This window comes from Bdellovibrionales bacterium, from assembly GCA_016714165.1.
Taxonomy (GTDB): Bacteria; Bdellovibrionota; Bdellovibrionia; order Bdellovibrionales; family UBA1609; genus JADJVA01.
In genome coordinates this window covers 1,327,398-1,347,182 of record JADJNU010000001.1, presented here as the reverse complement: position 1 = coordinate 1,347,182, position 19,785 = coordinate 1,327,398, and the positions used below count along the sequence as shown (strand labels likewise).

The 19,785-nt window shown below is 45.5% G+C and carries 17 protein-coding genes; 4 read left to right on the top strand and 13 right to left on the bottom strand.

The genetic code is table 11. The features are described from left to right. Nucleotides 1-24: 24 nt before the first annotated feature. The 3 genes from IPJ71_06010 to IPJ71_06000 all read right to left on the bottom strand — a co-directional run bounded on the left by IPJ71_06010 (nt 25) and on the right by IPJ71_06000 (nt 2,708). Entirely contained in the window at nt 25-507 is a 483-nt protein-coding gene (locus tag IPJ71_06010) for a hypothetical protein (protein MBK7843239.1), read from the bottom strand. Beyond that, nucleotides 479-1,501: a hypothetical protein gene (locus IPJ71_06005; GenBank protein MBK7843238.1), complete on the bottom strand. Its 1,023-nt coding sequence runs from the start codon at nt 1,499-1,501 to the stop codon at nt 479-481. Before IPJ71_06005 ends, IPJ71_06010 begins: the two co-directional genes overlap by 29 nt. 265 nt (nt 1,502-1,766) lie before the next feature. Then, the gene (locus tag IPJ71_06000) at nt 1,767-2,708 is read right to left on the bottom strand and encodes a hypothetical protein (GenBank protein MBK7843237.1); all 942 of its coding nucleotides are present in this window, start codon (nt 2,706-2,708) and stop codon (nt 1,767-1,769) included. 757 nt (nt 2,709-3,465) lie between these two features. On the opposite strand from IPJ71_06000, the gene IPJ71_05995 reads away from it, so the two are divergent. After that, a complete protein-coding gene (locus IPJ71_05995; GenBank protein ID MBK7843236.1) occupies nt 3,466-4,365 on the top strand; it encodes a peptidase in 900 nt (299 codons plus the stop codon). Nucleotides 4,366-4,386: 21 nt separating this feature from the next. Here the strand turns inward: IPJ71_05995 and IPJ71_05990 are convergent, their stop codons facing one another. Next, entirely contained in the window at nt 4,387-5,214 is an 828-nt protein-coding gene (locus IPJ71_05990) for a hypothetical protein (GenBank protein ID MBK7843235.1), read from the bottom strand. 206 nt (nt 5,215-5,420) lie between these two features. On the opposite strand from IPJ71_05990, the gene IPJ71_05985 reads away from it, so the two are divergent. Next, the gene (locus IPJ71_05985) at nt 5,421-6,344 is read left to right on the top strand and encodes a hypothetical protein (GenBank protein ID MBK7843234.1); all 924 of its coding nucleotides are present in this window, start codon (nt 5,421-5,423) and stop codon (nt 6,342-6,344) included. Here the strand turns inward: IPJ71_05985 and IPJ71_05980 are convergent. Then, nucleotides 6,334-8,664: a Smr/MutS family protein gene (locus tag IPJ71_05980; GenBank protein MBK7843233.1), complete on the bottom strand. Its 2,331-nt coding sequence runs from the start codon at nt 8,662-8,664 to the stop codon at nt 6,334-6,336. The genes IPJ71_05985 and IPJ71_05980 overlap by 11 nt on opposite strands. Further along, nucleotides 8,642-10,222 carry an apolipoprotein N-acyltransferase gene (gene lnt, locus IPJ71_05975; GenBank protein MBK7843232.1) on the bottom strand — a complete coding sequence of 527 codons (1,581 nt, stop codon included), beginning with the start codon at nt 10,220-10,222 and terminating at the stop codon, nt 8,642-8,644. Before lnt ends, IPJ71_05980 begins: the two co-directional genes overlap by 23 nt. 51 nt (nt 10,223-10,273) lie before the next feature. Between lnt and IPJ71_05970 the strand changes: the two genes are divergently transcribed. Next, on the top strand, nt 10,274-11,173 hold the full coding sequence (locus IPJ71_05970) for a hypothetical protein (GenBank protein MBK7843231.1): 900 nt from the start codon (nt 10,274-10,276) through the stop codon (nt 11,171-11,173). A 147-nt stretch (nt 11,174-11,320) separates the two neighbouring features. On the opposite strand, the gene IPJ71_05965 is transcribed toward IPJ71_05970, so the two are convergent. The 7 genes from IPJ71_05965 to IPJ71_05935 form a co-directional block, all read right to left on the bottom strand. Then, the gene (locus IPJ71_05965; GenBank protein MBK7843230.1) at nt 11,321-11,860 is read right to left on the bottom strand and encodes a hypothetical protein; all 540 of its coding nucleotides are present in this window, start codon (nt 11,858-11,860) and stop codon (nt 11,321-11,323) included. Between the two features lie 18 nt (nt 11,861-11,878). Further along, nucleotides 11,879-13,426, bottom strand: a complete 1,548-nt coding sequence (locus tag IPJ71_05960; protein ID MBK7843229.1) for a DUF1501 domain-containing protein — start codon at nt 13,424-13,426, stop codon at nt 11,879-11,881. Next, entirely contained in the window at nt 13,423-14,526 is a 1,104-nt protein-coding gene (locus IPJ71_05955) for a hypothetical protein (GenBank protein ID MBK7843228.1), read from the bottom strand. Before IPJ71_05955 ends, IPJ71_05960 begins: the two co-directional genes overlap by 4 nt. A 5-nt stretch (nt 14,527-14,531) precedes the next feature. Next, nucleotides 14,532-15,059, bottom strand: a complete 528-nt coding sequence (locus tag IPJ71_05950; protein MBK7843227.1) for a hypothetical protein — start codon at nt 15,057-15,059, stop codon at nt 14,532-14,534. A gap of 321 nt (nt 15,060-15,380) precedes the next feature. Further along, nucleotides 15,381-16,733: a S8 family serine peptidase gene (locus IPJ71_05945; GenBank protein MBK7843226.1), complete on the bottom strand. Its 1,353-nt coding sequence runs from the start codon at nt 16,731-16,733 to the stop codon at nt 15,381-15,383. A 259-nt stretch (nt 16,734-16,992) separates the two neighbouring features. Continuing rightward, a complete protein-coding gene (locus IPJ71_05940; GenBank protein ID MBK7843225.1) occupies nt 16,993-17,814 on the bottom strand; it encodes a hypothetical protein in 822 nt (273 codons plus the stop codon). 102 nt (nt 17,815-17,916) lie between these two features. Beyond that, the gene (locus IPJ71_05935) at nt 17,917-18,129 is read right to left on the bottom strand and encodes a hypothetical protein (GenBank protein ID MBK7843224.1); all 213 of its coding nucleotides are present in this window, start codon (nt 18,127-18,129) and stop codon (nt 17,917-17,919) included. A 225-nt stretch (nt 18,130-18,354) separates the two neighbouring features. On the opposite strand from IPJ71_05935, the gene IPJ71_05930 reads away from it, so the two are divergent. Next, complete coding sequence (locus IPJ71_05930; protein ID MBK7843223.1) at nt 18,355-19,785, top strand: hypothetical protein; 1,431 nt, start codon at nt 18,355-18,357, stop codon at nt 19,783-19,785.

The window sequence follows — 19,785 nt, the reverse complement described above, 5'->3', positions numbered from 1 at the left end:
TTGGAAGTGGATAAGATCGCGAAATCAAGGAGCATTGCTTCTGCGTGAAGCGAGGAGTTTTTGACACACGCGTATTCCTGCCGCCCGCCCTTTTTTGGCCAGTTGCCCTGAATAGGAGGAGATCTCCCTTCCAAAATTCTCAACACTTTGAACTCTCCATCCATCTTCGGGTATGAACCTTGCGAAAAAGGGAGTTATCCTCGAGAGGCCAAGATCCCATGGAATTTTAAGCGACAGCAAGGATGCACCAACTTGGGCAGAGGCCTTATAGCCCATGAGTTCTGATATAGGAAAAATTCCCGGAACAGCAAGAGGAATATTAAACCCTGCGGAGAAGAAACCCTCTCCCTGTGACATAAAACCAGGACCGGGAGGCACAAGCACATATTCAGTCCGAGCGGTCCTCTGTCCTGAGGTTGCGTCAAAGAATATACCAGCCCTGATATTGAACCCCAAATACCCTGCAACGCCTAAGGCATTAACGTAGGCTTCGCGCCACGGGAACACCTGGGCGACAAAATTTCCCTTTTTGAAACTCAAACCCAAAATTGAACGCAATTCCTATTTGTCCTCCTCCTCCTCCGATGTCGGCGTTCATGATTCTCTTGGCAATGTCAGACGAGAGTGCAGCCCGAACATACTTGCCACCAAAATATGCTGGGATCTTGTCTGCGGCCTTAACGATCAGGCTCCCACCGTTCAAACCCAATCCACCAAGACCAATGCCGCCTTTGGTAATTCTGAAGCCTACGGTATGGGCATTAGCAAATGTCCCTGGATCCATAAACAAAAGAGCGTCAACAATTTTAAGTAGTTTTTCTCTCTTTCGAATTCTTCCATTCGGCTCAGAAAGAGCTTGGGTGAGAGCCTGGGCGGACGATTCTCCAGTTTGAAATTCCGGAGACCCGCTGGATTCGACGCTTGATTTAATAGTTGGTCGAACGTAGGTGATGATTTTTTTACTGAGGCTATAGAGACCAAATCCACCCTTTGCACTTGTCAAAAAGGCAGCCATTCTTGTGAGGAAAGCGGCTCTTCGTGCAAGAAATCTCTCTTGCGTGTCAGGATCCAGTTGACGCAGGGGATGTTGGGGATCATTCAAAAAGGACTCGGGACCATTGAGTCTGATTCGATTGCCCTTTCCCAAATCGATTTGAATTTCCGTATCGGCCGTTATGGCTGTTGGGATTTCCACGGGAGTTTCAGTTGAGACGCCAGTCAGGGATTCGAGATCAACATCAAAAGTAGTGCGCTCGCCGGCGTGAACTTCAGCAGAGGCGGGTGCACCCAAATAACTGAGAGTGGCATTGAGCGGAAGCCCCGGAGAAAGGTTCAGTGTCATTGAGCACGTGAGAAGGAGCGAGGGGATCAATCTCCAAGAAGCAATCGGATGGGCCGATGGACCTCCTCCAAGGCGAACTGACAAAAGAGCCGCCCAAAATTCTTGAAGACTGTATTTGTTCAAAGGCACTTTGACTTCTGTCTTTCGTAAAGCTCTCATCGATTATTCCTCGTTATGAATGCGTCCTATTTCAGCCAACTCCAACGCAATCAAAGAGAACTTTCTTCAAGCTCAGTGCCAGCGAAAGGATTTATCTGGGAAACGGGGTTTTTCGAGTCCTTTGGAAGGATTAGAGGATCTCATTGGTCGATCTGCAGAAATGCAAATCGTGGAGAAATTTCCAGCCTTCTTGAGAAAGAGCCAAATTTTGGCTCTGTAAAAGGCTGGTAAAAGGCCGGTAAAAGGCCGGTAAAGAGGAATTTTGCTATTTTCTGATGACAACGAGTGCGGGCTCCCCATCCTTTGAGAAAAGGACAATATCGAGTTGCTCAGGCTCAGCATTGAGATCTGATGGGTCACGGCTTGTGACTGTCCACAGGTCCAATCCGGAAATATTTTGTGCTTGATCCGTTGTTACTGCCTTCAACGAAACATGGCGTGAAATTTCAAAATCATGACTGCGACCGGTCTTGCCACCCTTATCATCTTGATTTTGAACGACATCATTTTTTGAGGCTCGTTTATTGCGAAAAAACTTTGAGAATAAGTTAGCTGTGGCTGCAACTGCGTAACTCGATACCAAGAGCGTTGCTGACCCCTGCATAGAAAGATCTACGGGAGATGACGACATCATTGTGAGTCCATCATTTACGATTCCCTGAAAATCAACGTACTGGCTTATTTTGCCTAGTATTTGTTCTCCCTGAGCCGTCCATATCCCCAATAGGGCTAAGAATGAGGTAATGATGGGCTGAGGTAATTTGACGACAGAGGGATTCCTTTTGATCTGTTCTGTTAGAGCTAGACCAAGGATCTTTTCAATGGCTGCCTGGCCGACGATAAAATGGATGGTAGAAGGGCTGTCTTTGCCTTCATTTTCATCCCGAATTGCCTGTTCGATCTGAAGGGTCAACTCGTTGAGGTGGATAAGCGCGTCTTCATGTTTGCTGGCATTTGGCTCAGTCCCTGTTTCACTCGTCTTCCTCTGTGAAATTTCGTTTTTAATTGAATTGAGGGCAGAGAGTGCTTGAGCGGCCGAATCTGAAGCCGGCGCATCAAGAGCAACAGAAATGGGACTCTTGCGAGAAGGGGGGGCGAGATTGGTCCGACAGCTGAGCTTCGAGCCCGGACTTGCCTTGGCTTGGGAGGGAAGAGTCAAGAAAATGGACCAAGAAGCCACGACAGCAAACGGGAAAAATAAGTTCATAAAAATCCTCATTGATTTTAAAAAAACTCAGGGAACTGTCGTGGCTATTTTGCAACAACTGGACCTGTCATCGGAGTACCAAAAAAATCGATCACATCGTGGTCTCTTTGAATATAATCATCACTCAATCAATCGCACCATGCGGTTTGCTCGTCAGTCCCGTAAATGAGAGATTCAAGAGGTGTTAGCGATCTAGCCGAGTGAGGATTCTTTACAGAATCAGGAGCGGTCACTTCGGCCAGTGGCTAGTGGCGAAAGTTGGATCTAGCGAGCACGGTGTTTTCGAGAATATGGAAGTAGATCCGGACGAAGGTCTCGTAGTCCTCTGTGGGCAGGTGCAATAGAAATTGCTGTCTCTCCAAAAATGTTCGACAAACTGCAAACCGAGAAAATAGCGTTTGAATCTTTTCGAGGTTAGAAAACCGGAAAAAATCGAGATTTTCGGTGGGTTTTCTCATGATTTCGGCAATGCGCTGATGATCAAAAAGCGCGTGGATACCGCATACAGACTGGTTTAACAATGTCTCAATTTCGTCCAATGATGTCTCTTCTGGAAGCATAGGAAGCCAACCTTCCTATGGTTGATTCTCATCTGGATTTCATTCGTTTTCGCGATTCCTTGCAAGAGAAAACCAGGGAATTTGACATGTATTGTCGGTAACCCTAAAATAGTAAGTGGGCACCCAGGGGGGGTAGAGTATAAAAGGGACTGTTTCATTATGAGGCAGTTCAGTGATCAGCGAGAGGAAGGTGTGTCATGTCCAAACACAGTCGGCAGAGTTCAGCTAGTGCCGATCTGGCGGCATCCAAGATTATCATAGATGAGGAACAGGGCTTGGTATTTGGTTCTGAGGATGAACTCTATAACCACTTCCACCGCGAGATCAGGTTTCTTGAAACTGAATTTTTTAAATTGAGGAAACCCGCTCGCGACATATCTGAAGGTGATTTTTCTTCCTATGAAAAGAACCTGAGCCTGACTCTAGAAGCCCCCGACGAGGTCTGGGAGGACAAGAAAACAATCTCTGGAAAGACCCTCATGGTCTATATAAAGGAGTTCTCAGAGCCAGTTAAAGGTTCTCAAAAGGTCAAGAGAGGGGCTGTTGAAAAAAACGATGAGCTCTTATTTCACGTGGCCATATGTTACGTCACCAACAACATACCGAGTTTTGTTTACTTGCATTTTCCATCGCGGGATATTGATTTGGTGGAAAAGTACTGTCGGGGAGAATTGGTCTACGATCGGTCTCTACAAAATATACCGATGGGCGCCCTAGAGGGAGATGCTCTCTCTGAGAACGACGACTTGGCAAAGGGACTTTATGAGGCGATGCAGAAGTTGCGTATAGATAAGGACATAAGGGAAAGTGAGTTTGTCCTTTTTGCCCATTTGCGCGAGAATACAGTTGAGGAGGCCGATGAAATCTGGCGTTCTGCGGATTCCACGGGAAATTTACTTGTCAATTTTATCAAGGAGTATCCAGATGAAGGGGGCAAGTCAGATCTGTGGTATATCGTCGTGACGATAGAGGATGGACCTTCCAATAGTCATGCCCTTTTGTTTTCTTTTCCAACGCGAGATCGCAGCTTGGTGGATCGTTATCGTCACGGGGAGAATTTGCAGGCCGAAGAAGTCGTTCAGGAATCGAGCCACTAAAAGGGGCAAATCTATCAATTTCTATAGAAATTTCTGACAGAATTTTTCCGTATTATTGAAATAATCCTGCTCGGACAAATTGGACTGCCGGGAGGCCCAGTTTGGATGCAGCTCTTGCAGGCTTGGAGCCGAGTGAGATGCCGCATAAGTGTTTGGGTTGGAATGAAATCCAGGGATGAGTGCATCCTGCCAGCCAATGGCCGTGGTTCCCTTGTCTGTGTTGTAAAGGGCTGTTGTCATTGCATCAAATTGAATGTCCATGGCAGTGAGAAGTACAATATAGGCCTGAAAGAAATTATTGAGCGAGACTCCTGCGGCTCCCCCTCTGTCCTTCTCCTTAACGATCATATTCTGAATGATGGCTTTGGAGATTCTGTCCTGAGGATCATCGCTATTAATTAGATTTCCGGTGGTTCTGCTTTGAAAATAGAATTTAACCGGTGCTGAGTTGAGAACTCTTTGTCCTGGGGTATCCTCATACCATCGAAAGAACTGAATATAATGGGTATCGGAGGTGATGATTTTACCGGGAATTTGACTGAAATTCATTCGAATCAAGTCCATAGAGGCCTGACCGGTTCCTGGAATATAATAGGAGCTCAATTGGAATTCCATTTCAAGGGAGGCGTTTGTCGCTCCATTGCAGTCGGCTACGGCGGCGTTACCGTTGGTAGGAGGAGTGCTTGGGAGGCGGCTTCCTTGAGTGGTGCTGGAAGCAGGTAAGGCTGACTTAGATGGGCCACAGGACGTCGTGCTAAAGAGAGCAAAGAGCGAAGCCAGCAAGGCCAGTTGAGGGGAGTTCAAATTGGATCTTTTTTGTCCCTGGTGCTTCTGATCTGTCGTAGGCATTTCTATCTCCTCAGTTCAATCTTTCAACTTTCAAGCATTACAAAAGCAATGTCGATGCCATCTCTAAAATTAAAATAAACGAATAATTTCAATGTGTTATAGAATAACTAGGTGTCTCATCTTGAGACGCTCCGATTTCTAATCAGATTGACCCCTTTCGATCGCCAGAATACTCTCGGTTTGGCCTCATTCATAGGAGCTTAAACGTGTGTAATCGATTGCCTTTCTTTGCTTTTGCAGCAGTTCTGGTCAGTTGCGTGACGATTTTTGCTGGCTGCGCAAGCCTGCCTCGCGGTGGTTCTGTGGAGAATGGCGATACGGCCGGCGAAGGCCCTCGGGGCCTTCAAGAGAAGCAACCCATTCCTCTCAAGTTAAAAGGTGTGGTGGGGCGAAAAGAGAAGTCTTGGTACTATTCTGCCTCAACCGCCGAGACTCATGAAGACGGTCAGATCGTTCGGCGCAAGGAAGAAGCTGTCGCGTTTACGGTGGAGTCTCGTTTCAAGAGTCAAGCAGACGGCGTGATTGTTTTCGATGCGGAGACGATTGAGAAAGATGGTCAGGTTGATTTGCATGACTTAGCATTTCCCGAGCTAAACGAATTAATTGAATTCAAACTCAAGGAATCGGGAGAGGTTTTACAGGCGGGCTTTTATCCCCCCACCAGCGTCTTTTTTGTTCCTCCTGTTCCGTTGTCTCGGGAGGCCGTTCTTATAGGAGATACTTGGACGATTCAGCACGAGTGGATCAGCATGAAAAACGGAGTGCCATTGAGAGCTGACCTGACTCTCATTTTTAAGGGTTTGCATCAATGCGGAAAAGGCCGATGCGCCGAACTTGAAATATCCGGCGAGGTCGCAATAATAGATGCAAAAATGAAAGAGGTTAAGTTTCAGAATGAAATATCCGGCCGATTGCTTTTTTCAATCGACCAGGGCACTGTCGTTGCTATGCGCGTAGCCAACAAAGAGGCCATGCTCATGGGACATAGCTTTTTGAGAGTGTTTTCCTGCATGGTCGGTCAAATTGTGGAGCCTCCGATTGTCGTGCAAGGATTTAAAATAAAAGCTGAAGCTTGCAATCCTGAAAAATTCAGTCCCCAGTTTTTGTCCAATGAGGCTACTAGTCGTTGAGTTCGGCCCAAGTGACTCCATCGCCTCCTAAGTTCTGAGTTCCTGCACTCCATTTTTTGATGTACACGCTTCGAGAAAGATAGCTGCGAATGGCTCTTTTTAAAGTGTCAGTGCCGTGGCCATGAACCAGTTTCACCCGTTCCTCCTTATTTAAGGCAGCCGTATCCAGTTGGAGCTCAAGTTGGTTGAGAGCCTCTTCGACAGTCAGCCCGCGTAGGTCTACGATGCGGTCTCCATCTTTGGCTGAATAAGAGAACTTAGCAGTTTTTCTGATTACATCGGCGGTTGGATTCTGAGCTTGCTGAGGGATGTGAAGCGATTGCCAGGGAACCATCAAGCGCATCGAATTTGAAAGAATTGGAACTTCCCCTTTGGCGTTTGGAGCTCCCTGAATAACTGCATCCCGACCTACACTTTGTACGAAAACTCGACTACCGGGAGGAAACCTGCGGGAGAATTCTTCAGGACTTTCGATTCGTTGAATTGATGTCGAATTCGCCGTGGCTTTAATGACATTGGGGAGGTGGCTCTTTATTTTTTGAAGAGATTCATGTTTTTTAAAAGTCTGATCGATTTGTGCAACTTCAATCATTCTTTCTACTTTTTGTTCAGCTCTTTTGAGGGCCTGGCTTAGCATCGATTCTCGGTCTCTCTGAAATTTCTGAACGAGAGCTTCGTATTTTGATTTTGATTTTTGAGTTTCTCGAAACTCATCTTGGAGCCGCTTTTTTATTCTTTCAATTTCGGAATTTGCGGACTCAAGATTTTCCAGTTGCTGCTGGAATGCTTTCCTCTCCGGACTCAGGCACTGGAGGGCTCTTTCTATAATAACTTCATTCACGCCCACTCGACGCGCTGTTTGGATAGCGAGTGATTGGCCGGGGACCCCGATAATGAGCTGGTAGGTGGGTTGGCTGGTAGAGCTATCATATTCAAGACTTCCGTGAATGACTCCACTGTCTTCACTCCAACCCGTTTTCAAGGGACCTAGGTGAGATGTGATCACTCCAAAGACAGAGTTCTTGCAGTAAGTTTCGATAAAGGAGCGAGCAAGTGCAGATCCTTCTTCGGGGTCAGTCGATCCACAGATCTCATCAATCAGGAGAAGGTGGTTAAGGCCATCGGCTTGAGTCGCAGCATTTAATATATTAATGTGGGCGGCAAAAGTACTCAGATGAGAGTCAACGCTTTGGGAGTCTCCAACCGCAATATTGACTTTGGTAAAAAACGGGAGTTTTGAGCCGGGTTCGGCACAGATCAATAATCCGCAACGAGCCATGTGAGCGGCCAGACCTATGGCCTTGAGAAGCACAGTTTTTCCGCCGGCATTGGGTCCAGAGAGGAGTAAAATTCGTTCCGCTTGGTTGAGGCGAACGGAATTGGCGACGACATTTTCGTTATTGAGAACCAGCATAGGATGTCGTACTTCAACCAGTTCAATGGAGTTGTCTGAAAATCGCGGAGCTGAAGCGTGCATTTGGTTCGCAAAGTGGGCTTGAGCGAACCTCACATCGGACTCAGCCATGATTCCTTTTGTTTGATCAATTGCAAGGGCGAGGCTGGCAAGAAGATCAGTGAGATTTCTCAAAAGCCTCTCAATCTCGTCTTCTATCGCAACTTCCAGTTCGCGAATGCGATTGTTTTGAGCGATAATTTCTTTGGGCTCCATAAAAACAGTCTGTTTGTTTTGGCTGGAAGTGTGAATAATTCCCTCAAAGCGTCCCTGCATACCACTTCGGACCGGCAGGACCCAACGTCCCTCACGGGTTGTCACGTACCGATCCTGGAGGATTCCCTCGAGTTCGTGTTGCTTGACGAGTCTGTCTAACAGATTTTGGATTTCTTGGCTGAGTTGGTTTTTTTCGCGATAGAGCCTTGCTAACTCTTCACTTGCTTCAGTTTTAATATCTCCATCTGGTGTCATGATTTGATCAATAGCCGAAAGTGGTTTTTCAGCATCAAATATTTCAGATTTTTTCTGGGTGACCCAAGAACCATGAAATGGTTCAAGAATTTCCTTGAGGGCGATGGCTTCTATGCAAAAATGCCTGACGTCCTTCAGTTCCAGAGTTTTTAATGTGGCATTTTTTTTGAGACGAGGAAACCAGGTCGCATACAGATCAAGGCTCTCCATAAAGGGACGTTGTCCTTGCTCAATGATATTTTGAACTTCGCTGATAACTTGAAAGCTTTCTTGAGCTGAAGCTGGGCTTGCCAAGGGACTCGTTCGGGACAGGTCCGCCCTTCCAGCTTCTGAAGTAGCTAATTTTTCCAATCGTTCAACGATGTATTGCCAATCAATTGTTTCTAAATCGGACACAGTAAAAAATTCCTCCAAGTGAAATAAAAAAAAGTATCCAGATTATCGTGGGAATCAGATAGATACCTGTCGTCTGAAAAAAGGTCGAAGAAGGAAATTCGCGATAAGGTATTCGAAATAGGTGAAACCATTCCTGATGAAGGGGAGAGATCTCCATGATTTCACCATTTGCCTGGGCAACAGTGGTAAAGCCCGTGTTGGTTGAACGGACGATCGGACGTCGAAACTCGATGGCACGAGCCAGCGTCATATAGAGATGTTGGTGAGGTTGAGAGGATTTTCCATACCAAGAATCATTTGTGACGTTGATAATTATTTGGGCCCCGAGATTGGCCAGCCCCTGAGTGAATTCTGGGAAAAGCCCTTCGTAACAGATTTGGGCGCCCAGGTGCACTCCGTTTTGTTCAAGCAAAGTGGGCCCCGATCCGCGGGCAAAATCTGAAACTTGAGGGAGTGCTCGCTTGAGAGCTGGGAACATGTCTCCGAAGGGAGTGTATTCTCCGAAAGCCAATAGCAAGGTCTTGTGGTAAGGTGGGTTTGTGAGGCTGCCATTTGCCGTAAAAGAGAAAAGCGAATTGGTTGGCTTTCGTTGAATAAGATCTTCGCTGTAGGCCCCCGTTACCAAGGCAAGCGAATTCTTCCTCAAAAAATCTGTGAGTCGAGCAGAGTACCCGCGTTCAAGTGACCTCGGCACAATTTGGTCGGGGAAGGCCGTTTCCGGCCACAATGCAAAATCAATTTCCTCCCGAGGATAAGCAGCGAGTCCCTTGAGGCTGAGTTGTGTGTAGCGGTCGATTATATGGTCACGAAATCCCCAACCCCTTTCAGCGTACTGTTTTTCGAGATTTCCAATGTTGGCCTGAACTGTCAGTATTCCAACTTTCTTGTCGGGTGTCGGCAACCGCTTTTCCAAGGCAAGTCCGACCAAAATCATGACGCAAAAGAGTCCCACCGCTATGCCAATGGGGGGCCACCAGGGCCGAGCCGATTTGAGACGAAGAAGTCCAACGAAGAAGGCCAAATTGGTGAAAATAACCCAGGCGCTCAGTCCTGAAAAACCGATCCATTCTGCTGTGTGATAGAGTGGGACTCGAGAATAAAGCCAGGTGTAGCCGAAATTCCAAGCAAAAATCATTGGATAGTAGTGCTCACAAAGAATTGTCAATACGGGAAGAAGCAGTAGGATGAGCCTCACAGAGACTCGTGAGCGGTGAGAGCCGATCAAAAAGGCCCACAAGCATCCAGCGAGGGCGAAATGGAGGTGGCCCAAAAAACAAAAAAGTAGAAGGATTAAGAGGGACAATACCCAAGGTATATGGCCAAACTCATGGAAGGTATGGGCAACCCAGTGGAAACCAATCAGAGTAAAAACAAAGGAAGTTACGCATCCACCCCAAAAAGCAATTCGAGGTCTGGGATTTTGCCACCAGAAGTACCAGAGAGGAACGAGGCCAAAAAGCGCAGCCCAGGGAGGAAAGGGGATATAGCTCACTCCGATAAGGAGACCACTTAAGAGGGGTAGGCGAAAAAAAATCAGTGATGATTTGATTTTTTCCATAATATTTCCAATCATAGGTATAGATCTACACCAAAGGGAAGGGGTCGTCAGTTGGAAAACCTTTATCCATCATCTCCAGAAAATATGCCGCAGCCTCCAGGTGTCTATAGTCCCATAAAGATTCGTTGTCCGGAATGCTTAAAGCTCTATGCAATTGACCCGGAAGAGATCATGAATTCAAAGCCAAAGTTTCAGTGCATTCATTGCAAAACCAAGTTCTGGATGGCCTTTCCAGAATCGGTGGGACGGACGGGTGAGATCATTGGCAATCGGCTCGAGTGGCAGGAAAAGGGGCCAAAACCGCCATCTGAAATTCAAAAAAATGCGCCACGTCATGATTTGAAGGAGGCTGTAGAGCCTGAAGTTCCAGCTGAAAAAAGCCCGGGACCTCCGTTGTTGGGTAAGCCGGCAAACAAGAGCCCTGATTTATCTACGGATCCTTGTCCCAAATGCAAGGTTCCAATCATTCGTGGAATTCAGGAGTGTCCTCATTGTGGGATATTGGTCCAGAAGTTTTTAGCATTCCAGAAGCTACGTGATGAAGAAGAGCAGGGCTTTCCAGCTTCGAAGGAACTCCGGGCCTATTGGGCAACACTGATTGATAAGTATGATGATCAAGAATGCCACCAAAAATTCATTCGTCTCTGTCAGGGCGAGAGAAATCTGGTTTATGCCTCTCGGCAATATGGAAAAATACTGGCGGCCTATTCGGGAGATGAGACTGCAAATAAAATGCGAACTCAAATTCTTGCTCTCAGTCAGTTGTCGGCCGCGGCAATCAGGGGGGAGAAAAAGGCAGTTCTGAATAGGTACTCTTGGAATCTCTCCAATTTTATTATTCTTTTAAGCGTGATCCTTATCACTGTTGGTTTATTTTTAGAGCCATGGAGAAATATGGTCGGCGTGGGGGTTGCTCTCATCTTCTTTACATTGGCCTTTGCCAAGAGATGAGAATTCTCATTTTGATGTATCGAGGCGGCGGGAGCTTGCTTTTTGATTTTCGCTAAAGAAACGAAGCTCCATCAAGAATCCATTGCTCAATGGCGTCCAAATCTGTTTTGGAGACCGTGTGGTCGGCGCCATCGGGAGTTTTTAGTGTCACGTAGAGTTGGCTGAATTCGGGAGCCAAAGGAACGATGTAATTGGATATACTTTTGTAACTGTAAAGATCTGTTTTGCCCCTTGAGCGTGACATTTGAGACACTGATAGGCTTCGATAACACCAACATAAATTTTGCCAAAATTTTTTGTGGGATCATAGGAGGGATTGGGATCATCCCCTGCCAGTGATTCGATCCACAATTGCAGTGTCTTTTGATCCTCAATGAATAATTTTGAACCTGGGGGCATATACCCAGTTGTGATTGATGTGTAGAGGGGCGACTCTGCGGGTTTTCCAGGAACTAAGAATGAGAGTTGCTCCATTTCTTCAATGCTCGAAATACTCTGAAAACTGCTAAAAGTCGAACCCCTCTCATGACAGGCCCCGCATTCTTTTTGAAGAATCGATATTGATTTGGTCTGGAGTTGTTCCTTAGTCAGTTTCAGTTGTTGTGCTTCGTGATGAGCATCACAAGACACAAAGATATTCAGAACGATCCATCCCAAAATAAATATAACTAATCTTGTCCTTTGCACCGGGTCTTCCCCCTGACTTTAGGTACGAAGTAAAAAATCCAAACTCGGGGCGTTCTGCACATCTGTGTAACTGTTATAAAGCGTTGAAGAAATGCCAAGAGCCTTAGCGACAGTTTTCCAAACACTGGCTCCGGAAGTGCGCCCTCCACCAGCAGTGTCGCCAACGGCAACAGCCACACCATTTGCTTCATTTGGCTTGTGATAGCTAAATTGATGTCCGTTTCCAAGATCACCGGCAACCTTTACGTCGCCGTAATAACCACCTCGAATGCGACCGCCTGCCAGAATAACGCTATTTTTACTGTTGGTTCCATAGGATTCGCTGGCTGGAGATCTACTGCCGTCTGTTGTATAAATAGCGATCACGGTTTTATCAAATTTTCCGACTTTCTTAAGTTCTTGAATCATTCTGGCCAGTGGAAGTGCAAATTGGGTTGCCTGCGATCGCAAAATTGTTTCATTGCGATCTTCGTGAACGTCTATGTAGCAATATTCGAGCGCAATTGTCTTTACCACATTGTTCTGAATCAGTTTGGTAGCATAAGCGGTCTGTTCCCAGAGAGGCGCTTTTGGTCCATAATCTGCCCGAGGAATATCAGTGATTCCCGTGCTCCAAAAACTAACTTCTTCAGGAGATAGGGCAATGTTAATCGGAGTGACATTTGTACGATTTTTGAGATCAACTCCTAGACCTGTGATTTGTTGTCCATGATTGATCTTCGCCTGTTCTCCGTATTTCAAACTTGCGAGAAAATTCTCGTCAATTTTCTTTAGTAGGTTTGCAATAGTCGCCCCGTGTTTTGAGAGAATCGTTTCGGTGGTATTTGTCAAACCATTAAAAGCTGCCAAGAAGGTCGCCGTTGACTGATAGCGATCGGGTTGGGCGTTGGAAAGATTTGCCGAATGATGGTAGATCGTGTGATCAGGTCGCCTCACTCCCTTGTATGCAACTGCATTTTTAATTTGCGAGTTGAGCTGCTTTTGATAATAGTTGTGGAGAACAGCGGGGGTCGGTGTAGCACTGTAATGTTGTTGGTTTCCGCCATCTCCATCAGCAGTGTCTAAGTTAAACATAGGAGCTCGATTGGCGCCGGCAGTAAAACTGCGACCCGGCGAGCGCAGTGCACTTGAGGCTTCATGTCCGTGAATGACTCCAATTCCCAACTCGCAAGTATCGATCACAGCAATATTGTCCAGGTATGGCTGAAGGGCTCGGCCTTCGGTTGTAAGGAAAAATCTATTCCCGGCGCTCAATAGGCTGCTGGGATTGTCATAGAGAACCACTTGATTGTCTAGACTTCCTCGCTTAAGCCCTGGGTGTGTTGCAATGCCTGGTGGTACAATGGCGTGGCCAATATCAAATTGATCCCGAAGATTTATCTCGATAAAATAAGTAGCTTGGTTCTCTGGAAAGCTTTGAGCATAGCAGGTTGAGCCAAAAAGAATTTCTGAAATACCTTCCTGCACTGCCTTTGGAGTAAAAGGAAGTGCTAAAACAGTTCCCAGTGCTTTCAGAAAATCGCGACGATCATTTGGAGCCATGTTCTCAAACGGAGGAAATTTCATTTATCTCTCCCTGCCTTAAGTACTGATTCAATGACCAATGGATGAATGAGAGCCTGTTTTATGATCTGTTGAAACGTCGGATCTTTGGATTCGCTCAATACTTTTTGGTGGATAGTTTCAATGAGGTCATCATTGATATCATCAGCTTCATTCTGTAAAAGGCGCAAATAATACTGAAGTACGTTGCGAATTCCACACTGGAGGAAGAGGGGACTTTCACTCATCACCTTGGCCGCCTCAGCGAGATTACTCACATTGTGGCCAAACATTTGAGACTCCTCAGATGACTTTGCAGATGTATTGAGGTGGGACGTGTAGAGATTGTTCTTCGAGCGACCTGCCTCGACTCCCGGAGTTGTATCCTGAGCTCCTGTCGCGGAGGCCTGGTAGACTCCAAATGAATCAAATTTTACATAGAATTGCGCATGAGCGCCAAACTGTGCGTGACAGCTATAGCAAGCCGTACCGTTTCCGAATTGTTCTCCCGTGTTTGGCGGTTGATCATCCTGAAACATTGTGATTAAATCTTGTTTCAAAATCGGAATTTGCAATGTTCGGTTCAAGGGATACTGCTTGCAAGCAAACTGCTTGAGCATTTTTCGAGCTCGCCGCAAATTAAATCGACCCTTGCCATTTACCATATAGGCTTTTGTCGTTAGCACTCCTGCTGAAAAAGGGGCTCCTGTATCGCAGGGAGTTTTCTTTCCATCATCTCCGATGCAATAGTCAGCTGTGAGAATAGATGAGTAAGGAAGTTTATTTTGAGCTAGGTAAGCTGCTAGATTTCCGGGAAGACTAAAATTAACTCCATTTGCCTTCCCGCTTACGGACAGTTGAGTTTCAAGCATTGATCGAACAGAGGTGATGAAAAAACCAGAGGACATCCACTGGTCAATAATCTCTGCGACTGCCTCAATTCGCTTTTCTTCAATGAGCTTTTTTTCTTCAGGGTTAAGTGGTCTTCCAATGATCGTACTGGATACTTGCCTCAAATAGAACGCAATGGCCTCGCTCGGATATACCTTGGCCTCTTCAGCTCTAGACTCAACAGCGGCCATGAGCGGAGCCAGAGAGAAAAAATAGACAATCAGATTGATCATTCTCATTATTGACCTACAAATTCTGCTGAGCTCAGAACGATGACACACAGGAGCTCGATTTTTTCGTCGTTATTGGTTGCAATTGCTGTGACCTCGGTTATGAGTTGATCGTCAGTCGCCAACTTATTTCGGCCATAAGCCCGCTCAATAAAGCCAATCGCTTGGGCTGGGAAGGTGTACTGTTGGTGGAGTTGGACAGATTGACAAATTGGCATCAGGGCAGTCATCCAGTCTGACATTTTGGTTCTTCCCCAGGAAGATTCGGGGGAGATCCCCTGGGAGTAATCATAATCACTCATTTGAAAATTAATGGCTCTCATGGGCTGTAGAACGGATGCAGGAAGGTCGGCGATCAAATACTTGATTTTCGATTCAATCGACTTATAAGGAATGAGGCGCACATCAGCGCGTGCAATCAGAAATGATTTTGGCGCCAATGGAGGCTCGAATTGGACGCCATTTTCTCCGTTTGTGGATTGAGAAGACCTTGGAAGGAAATTCCTTCCACAACCCAGTACCAAAATTGAACTCAAAAGAAGTGCGTACGATTTCAGCAATTAATTCACCATTTCCCCAATAGGCAGTCTTTATATAGGTTAAAAAGCAACCACCATGCCAAAATTGGCCTCATTGGGGCGCATACCAACAGGAAGAATGTGTACGAAATCGTCTAGTGACAAAAACAAGATCGGTTAGCGAGATTAGCCTTTTTTTGAGATCACTTGGATTCATTTCATTTAGAGAAATAAATGTTTCAATTTGAGACAGACGACAATCCGAACTCTCTATAGAATTATGTCAGAATTAAATTGAATTTGATTGAATTAAATTGAATTAAATCAAAATGAATTAACTCAATTGGACTTAATAATTTTTTGCATAATTGCTCGACCGGAAATTACAAACTGTTCGCTGGGTCTTTTTGTTTTGACTTCATCCTCGAGGGCCTGCGGATCTGCAGAAAATTGGAAGGGTTTCATATTCACAGAATTTTCAGCAATAACTCCCGTCAGACCAACTCCTTGGTCGAGAGTAACAAGAGCGTTGTAGGTATTTAGGCGTTTACGATAGATCGTCTTTCCCTCGAGTTTTGGATCAAGATCCCCGGTTTGGGTGAGATATTTACGGACTTGATCAGGCTTGAAGTCAGGATTATAGGACATGATGAGAGCTGCAACTCCCGTTACAAAGGCAGTGGCTTGAGAAGTTCCAGTCATGAAGCCATACTGTCCATTTGGCAGAGATGAATAGATATCATTTCCGGGAGCGGCAAGATCGACGCTGTGAGCGCCAAAATTGCTGCTAGGTAATATATTGCGATCTCGGTCAATAGCCGTTACAGAAATAATATTTGATACACCATAATCAGCGGGGAAATAGGGCTTTTGATCTGAATTTGAACGTTCATTTCCTGCCGCAGCGATAAATAAAATTCCATTTTTTTGAGCGAGTTCCACAGCTGCTTTCTCTTCGGAACTAGGCTCTAATCCTCCACCCGAGTAGTTAATTATTAATTTTGAAATATTATTTTTCTGTTTCATCGCGATGGCATATTTGATAGCGAGAACGGTATTTTTTAAATTATTTAATCCGGGAGCGCCGGGATCATAGTATTTAAGGGCCATTATTTTTGATTTGGGGGCCACACCAAACAAACTTTGGCTGTCTCCTCCCTCTCCTGCGATGATTCCTGCTATATGAGTGCCGTGGCCATGATTGTCGGTGAGATCGGCTGTATTGCTAACAAAATTCCAACCATGGACATCATCCGCATAACCATTCTTATCGTCATCAATTCCGTTAGATGATTTGCTTTTTCCCTTAGAATCAAAACCGATTTCACCGGCATTCACCCACAAGTTGGACTGTAGAGCTGGATGCCGAGTGTCGATTCCCGTATCAATTACTGCAATCACAACCCCTTCGCCTCGGGCATTTAATTTCTCCCAAGCTTTTGTTGCGTGAGTCAGGTCAATTCCCCACTTCTGGGCAACGGCTTGGTCATTCATCATGAGATTTTTCTCAGTTTTTGAGGCTCGATTCTTTTTTTGAATGGCATTTCCAAGCTCGGTTTGACGCTGGCTTGATTTGCTTGGAGAATCTGTCATTTCGGCTTGATGGACCTCTTGAATTTGGAAGTAAAGACCGGTTGAAACGAGCATGACAATCGGGGTGAGGAAGCTCAAATATTTGAATTTGGTTGTCATGTTGCGCTCTCTCCCAAATGTGGGCACAGGTTTATTTCATTTCGTTAACTTGAGTAAGAGCAAGGCTGGTGCCGTCCGGGCAGGCGACTAAGTCGCTGATTTTATGAAGTAATTATTTGCAGATAGGATCAAGAAATTGGTTATTTGTCTGAGAACTGTCGAGAGTTTAGACAGAGCCCCGCCTGTTACTCTTCACGCCGTTTCTAGAAGATGAGAAATTTCTCGATCTCTGTTGAGGGACTTTTCCGTAGATAAAATATCAATTGCAATCAGATCTATCTGGGAACCTATTCACATCAATTAAAGTGGCTTGCCCCGATGAAGGGTCATACAAGATATTGGCTGAGCCCATATCACCATATTCCATGCCTGTCCCATCTGCCTTTTCATGTGCATTTAGATAGGCCAACAATTCATCACTTACCTTGAGGATTTCTCTATGTTCGGGGAGATCAATATTTTCCTCATGTGTAGCCAAAATCTGCAAATCAATAAAGGATGATGCAATATACTTTCTTCCCGTAATCTTACTTTCATATGCAAAAATGGGCTCATAAAATTTAAGCTCTTGTAAATTCGCAGGGGCGGTTTCTATCAAATTTCTAGCTCGATGTGCCGAAATGAATTCATCAACTCCATTGTGCCATTGATTGAGGTAGCTAAGCTTCTTAGGTTTAACAAAAAGAACCTTTTCTCCAATAACTACCTTAAAAAATCTTGATTGAAATAAAGAGACTCTTATGCCATTGGACTCCCACTCTTTGGGGAGAGATTCTCGTGCTCCTCGCTTCCCTTTGCACTGTTTGTCTCTGAAGTTTTCTGCCTTCCTGATAAGTCTAAATGCTTCAATGAGCTGAGTAGAATTCGCTTCAACCCAATCCTTCGAATTTTTAGAGTACGTTATGATCCTCTTGGGGCTTTCGTTAAAAATTAAGTCATCGTGGTGATTTAGGGTTTCTTTCCCTTCAAGCTCAATCAGTACTCGACTACATTGTGCTATGCCAAAAGCTGTTTGGGAATTGATCAGGATGTAGAAAGTAAGGAGAGCTCCGCTTATGTTCTTAGCAGGAAAATAAATCATGCTTATGGATCACTCAAAAATAATGCCAAATTGCAGGGCTACCTTAAGGTGCTCTTTTTAGGCAAACAAGTCTCATGAACTCATTTGGTTGAACGAGAAGATTCATGGACTTCTCTGTGACGAGGGAGTGCTCAATGCCAGTGTCCATTCAGGGAATGAAATCGCCTTTCCTCCGGAATTGATGAGGCTGTAAAAAACGAGATTGCGAAGGACGAGGCGAACATAGGAGCGAGTTTCTTCATAAGGGATGTCTTCGATAAACTCGAGGATGTCGCCGCGAAAGCGAGTGCGTACCCAGTTGTTGATCGCTTTCAAGGATATCGCCTAAAATATCGACAGAGAATTTCTAAAATTCCAAGCTTTTTCTGTATGGATTCCAGACACTGTCTAGCTACTTTCATTTCATTTCCTCTTATTTTTTATTTGGGGGTGGACTGAGATGTGCACTAATAAAAGGCGTACATCTCAGGCTTTTGTACATGGACAACCGGGAAGAAAACCCTTTTGTCCAAAAAAAATTAGGGATGAAAGAGGTTTGCTATGGAAGGCAACAGACGTTTGATAGAGATAGAAAATCGCGAAGGCATCGATTCAAGCAAAGGCAGAGATCGAGAGAATGGCCATCGTCATCTAATTTGCACGGCTTTTGCTGGATTCGTCATATGCATTCAAGTCCAGGCGCAAAATTTGGAGAACAGAGATATCCCGGGCGAGCTTTCATTGTCTTCACTTTTTCAATTGGCCTCTGCGAGCCTATTCGGACTGTCTTTTGGACAAGTGACTCCCAAGCCAAATGAGGCAATTAGTTCTACGCGCCTCAAGGCAGCTATATTGTATCACCGCTTGGCCGGTGTTCGCGTTCCCATCGACCACCCGATTCTCGATGAAGTAGAAGATCTATTGTTAAATAAAATGGACAGTCAGGCCGCCGCTCTTATCACTAAAGAAGTGAGTTTTTATGATATCACAGCCAGGGACTTCGCTGCTCTCATGTCTACGAGGGAGGAGACCCTCAGAGCTCCCCTGACTGATTTTGTTGCAACAGTGGTTGGCGCAACTCGTGATCAGCTTGATGCGCGCCTTCTGTTGAGTGGGAATTTTTACTATAAAGCTGATGCTTCATTGGCTACCAATGTACCGCAGGATGTGGCTAGAGATCTGTTGCTATCGAACCTGCATTACGAAGCAATTGATCGCTTGGGTCTATCATTGGGAACTGTGATTCAACGAGTGGATGGGCAGCAGGTGATTGGCCCCCAAGGTACTCCCGTCGCCAACCCCGACCCGGCGGGGATACTGACCTCTCGCGGGTGGTTGGCCGCTCACGCTGTTGCGGGGACAAATCGGCGCTTGGTTGAATTCACGTTTCGGGAATTTTTGTGCGTGCCGATCGAGCAGTGGGCGGACACCTCCTCTTCAGATGCCAGAATTGGAAGAGATGTGGATCGCTATCCGGGTGGTTCAAATATCAAGTATCAAACGACTTGCAAAGGATGTCATACCGGAATGGATCCTTTGAGAGGTGCTTTTGCTCAAGTAGATTTTGAGAACAACAGAGTAAAGTACGGACAGATCCTGTCCGCAGGAAACGGGGAAAATCAAATGAAACGATCATCAACTGGAGTCTCAAATAAACTCAATGCGAATGCGGACGTGTTCCCGGATGGATACGAAACAAAAGACGCATCTTGGGTTAATCAGGCAGTTCGTGGATCGAATCTTAAATACTTTGGATGGAGAGGCGCTATTCAAGGCTCGGGGATAAAATCCTTTGGAACAATGGTTTCAAATTCACGTGCCTTTAGTCGATGTATTGTAAATAAAGTTTATTCTTCAGTTTGTAAGCGGCATCCGACGGTTGAGGAGAGTCAGCTGATTGCAGATACTGCGGAGGCATTTGAGAACAATAAATACAATCTTAAGTGGCTGTTTGAGCGAATTGCCATTCAAGGTTCCTGTCTCGGTCAGTAG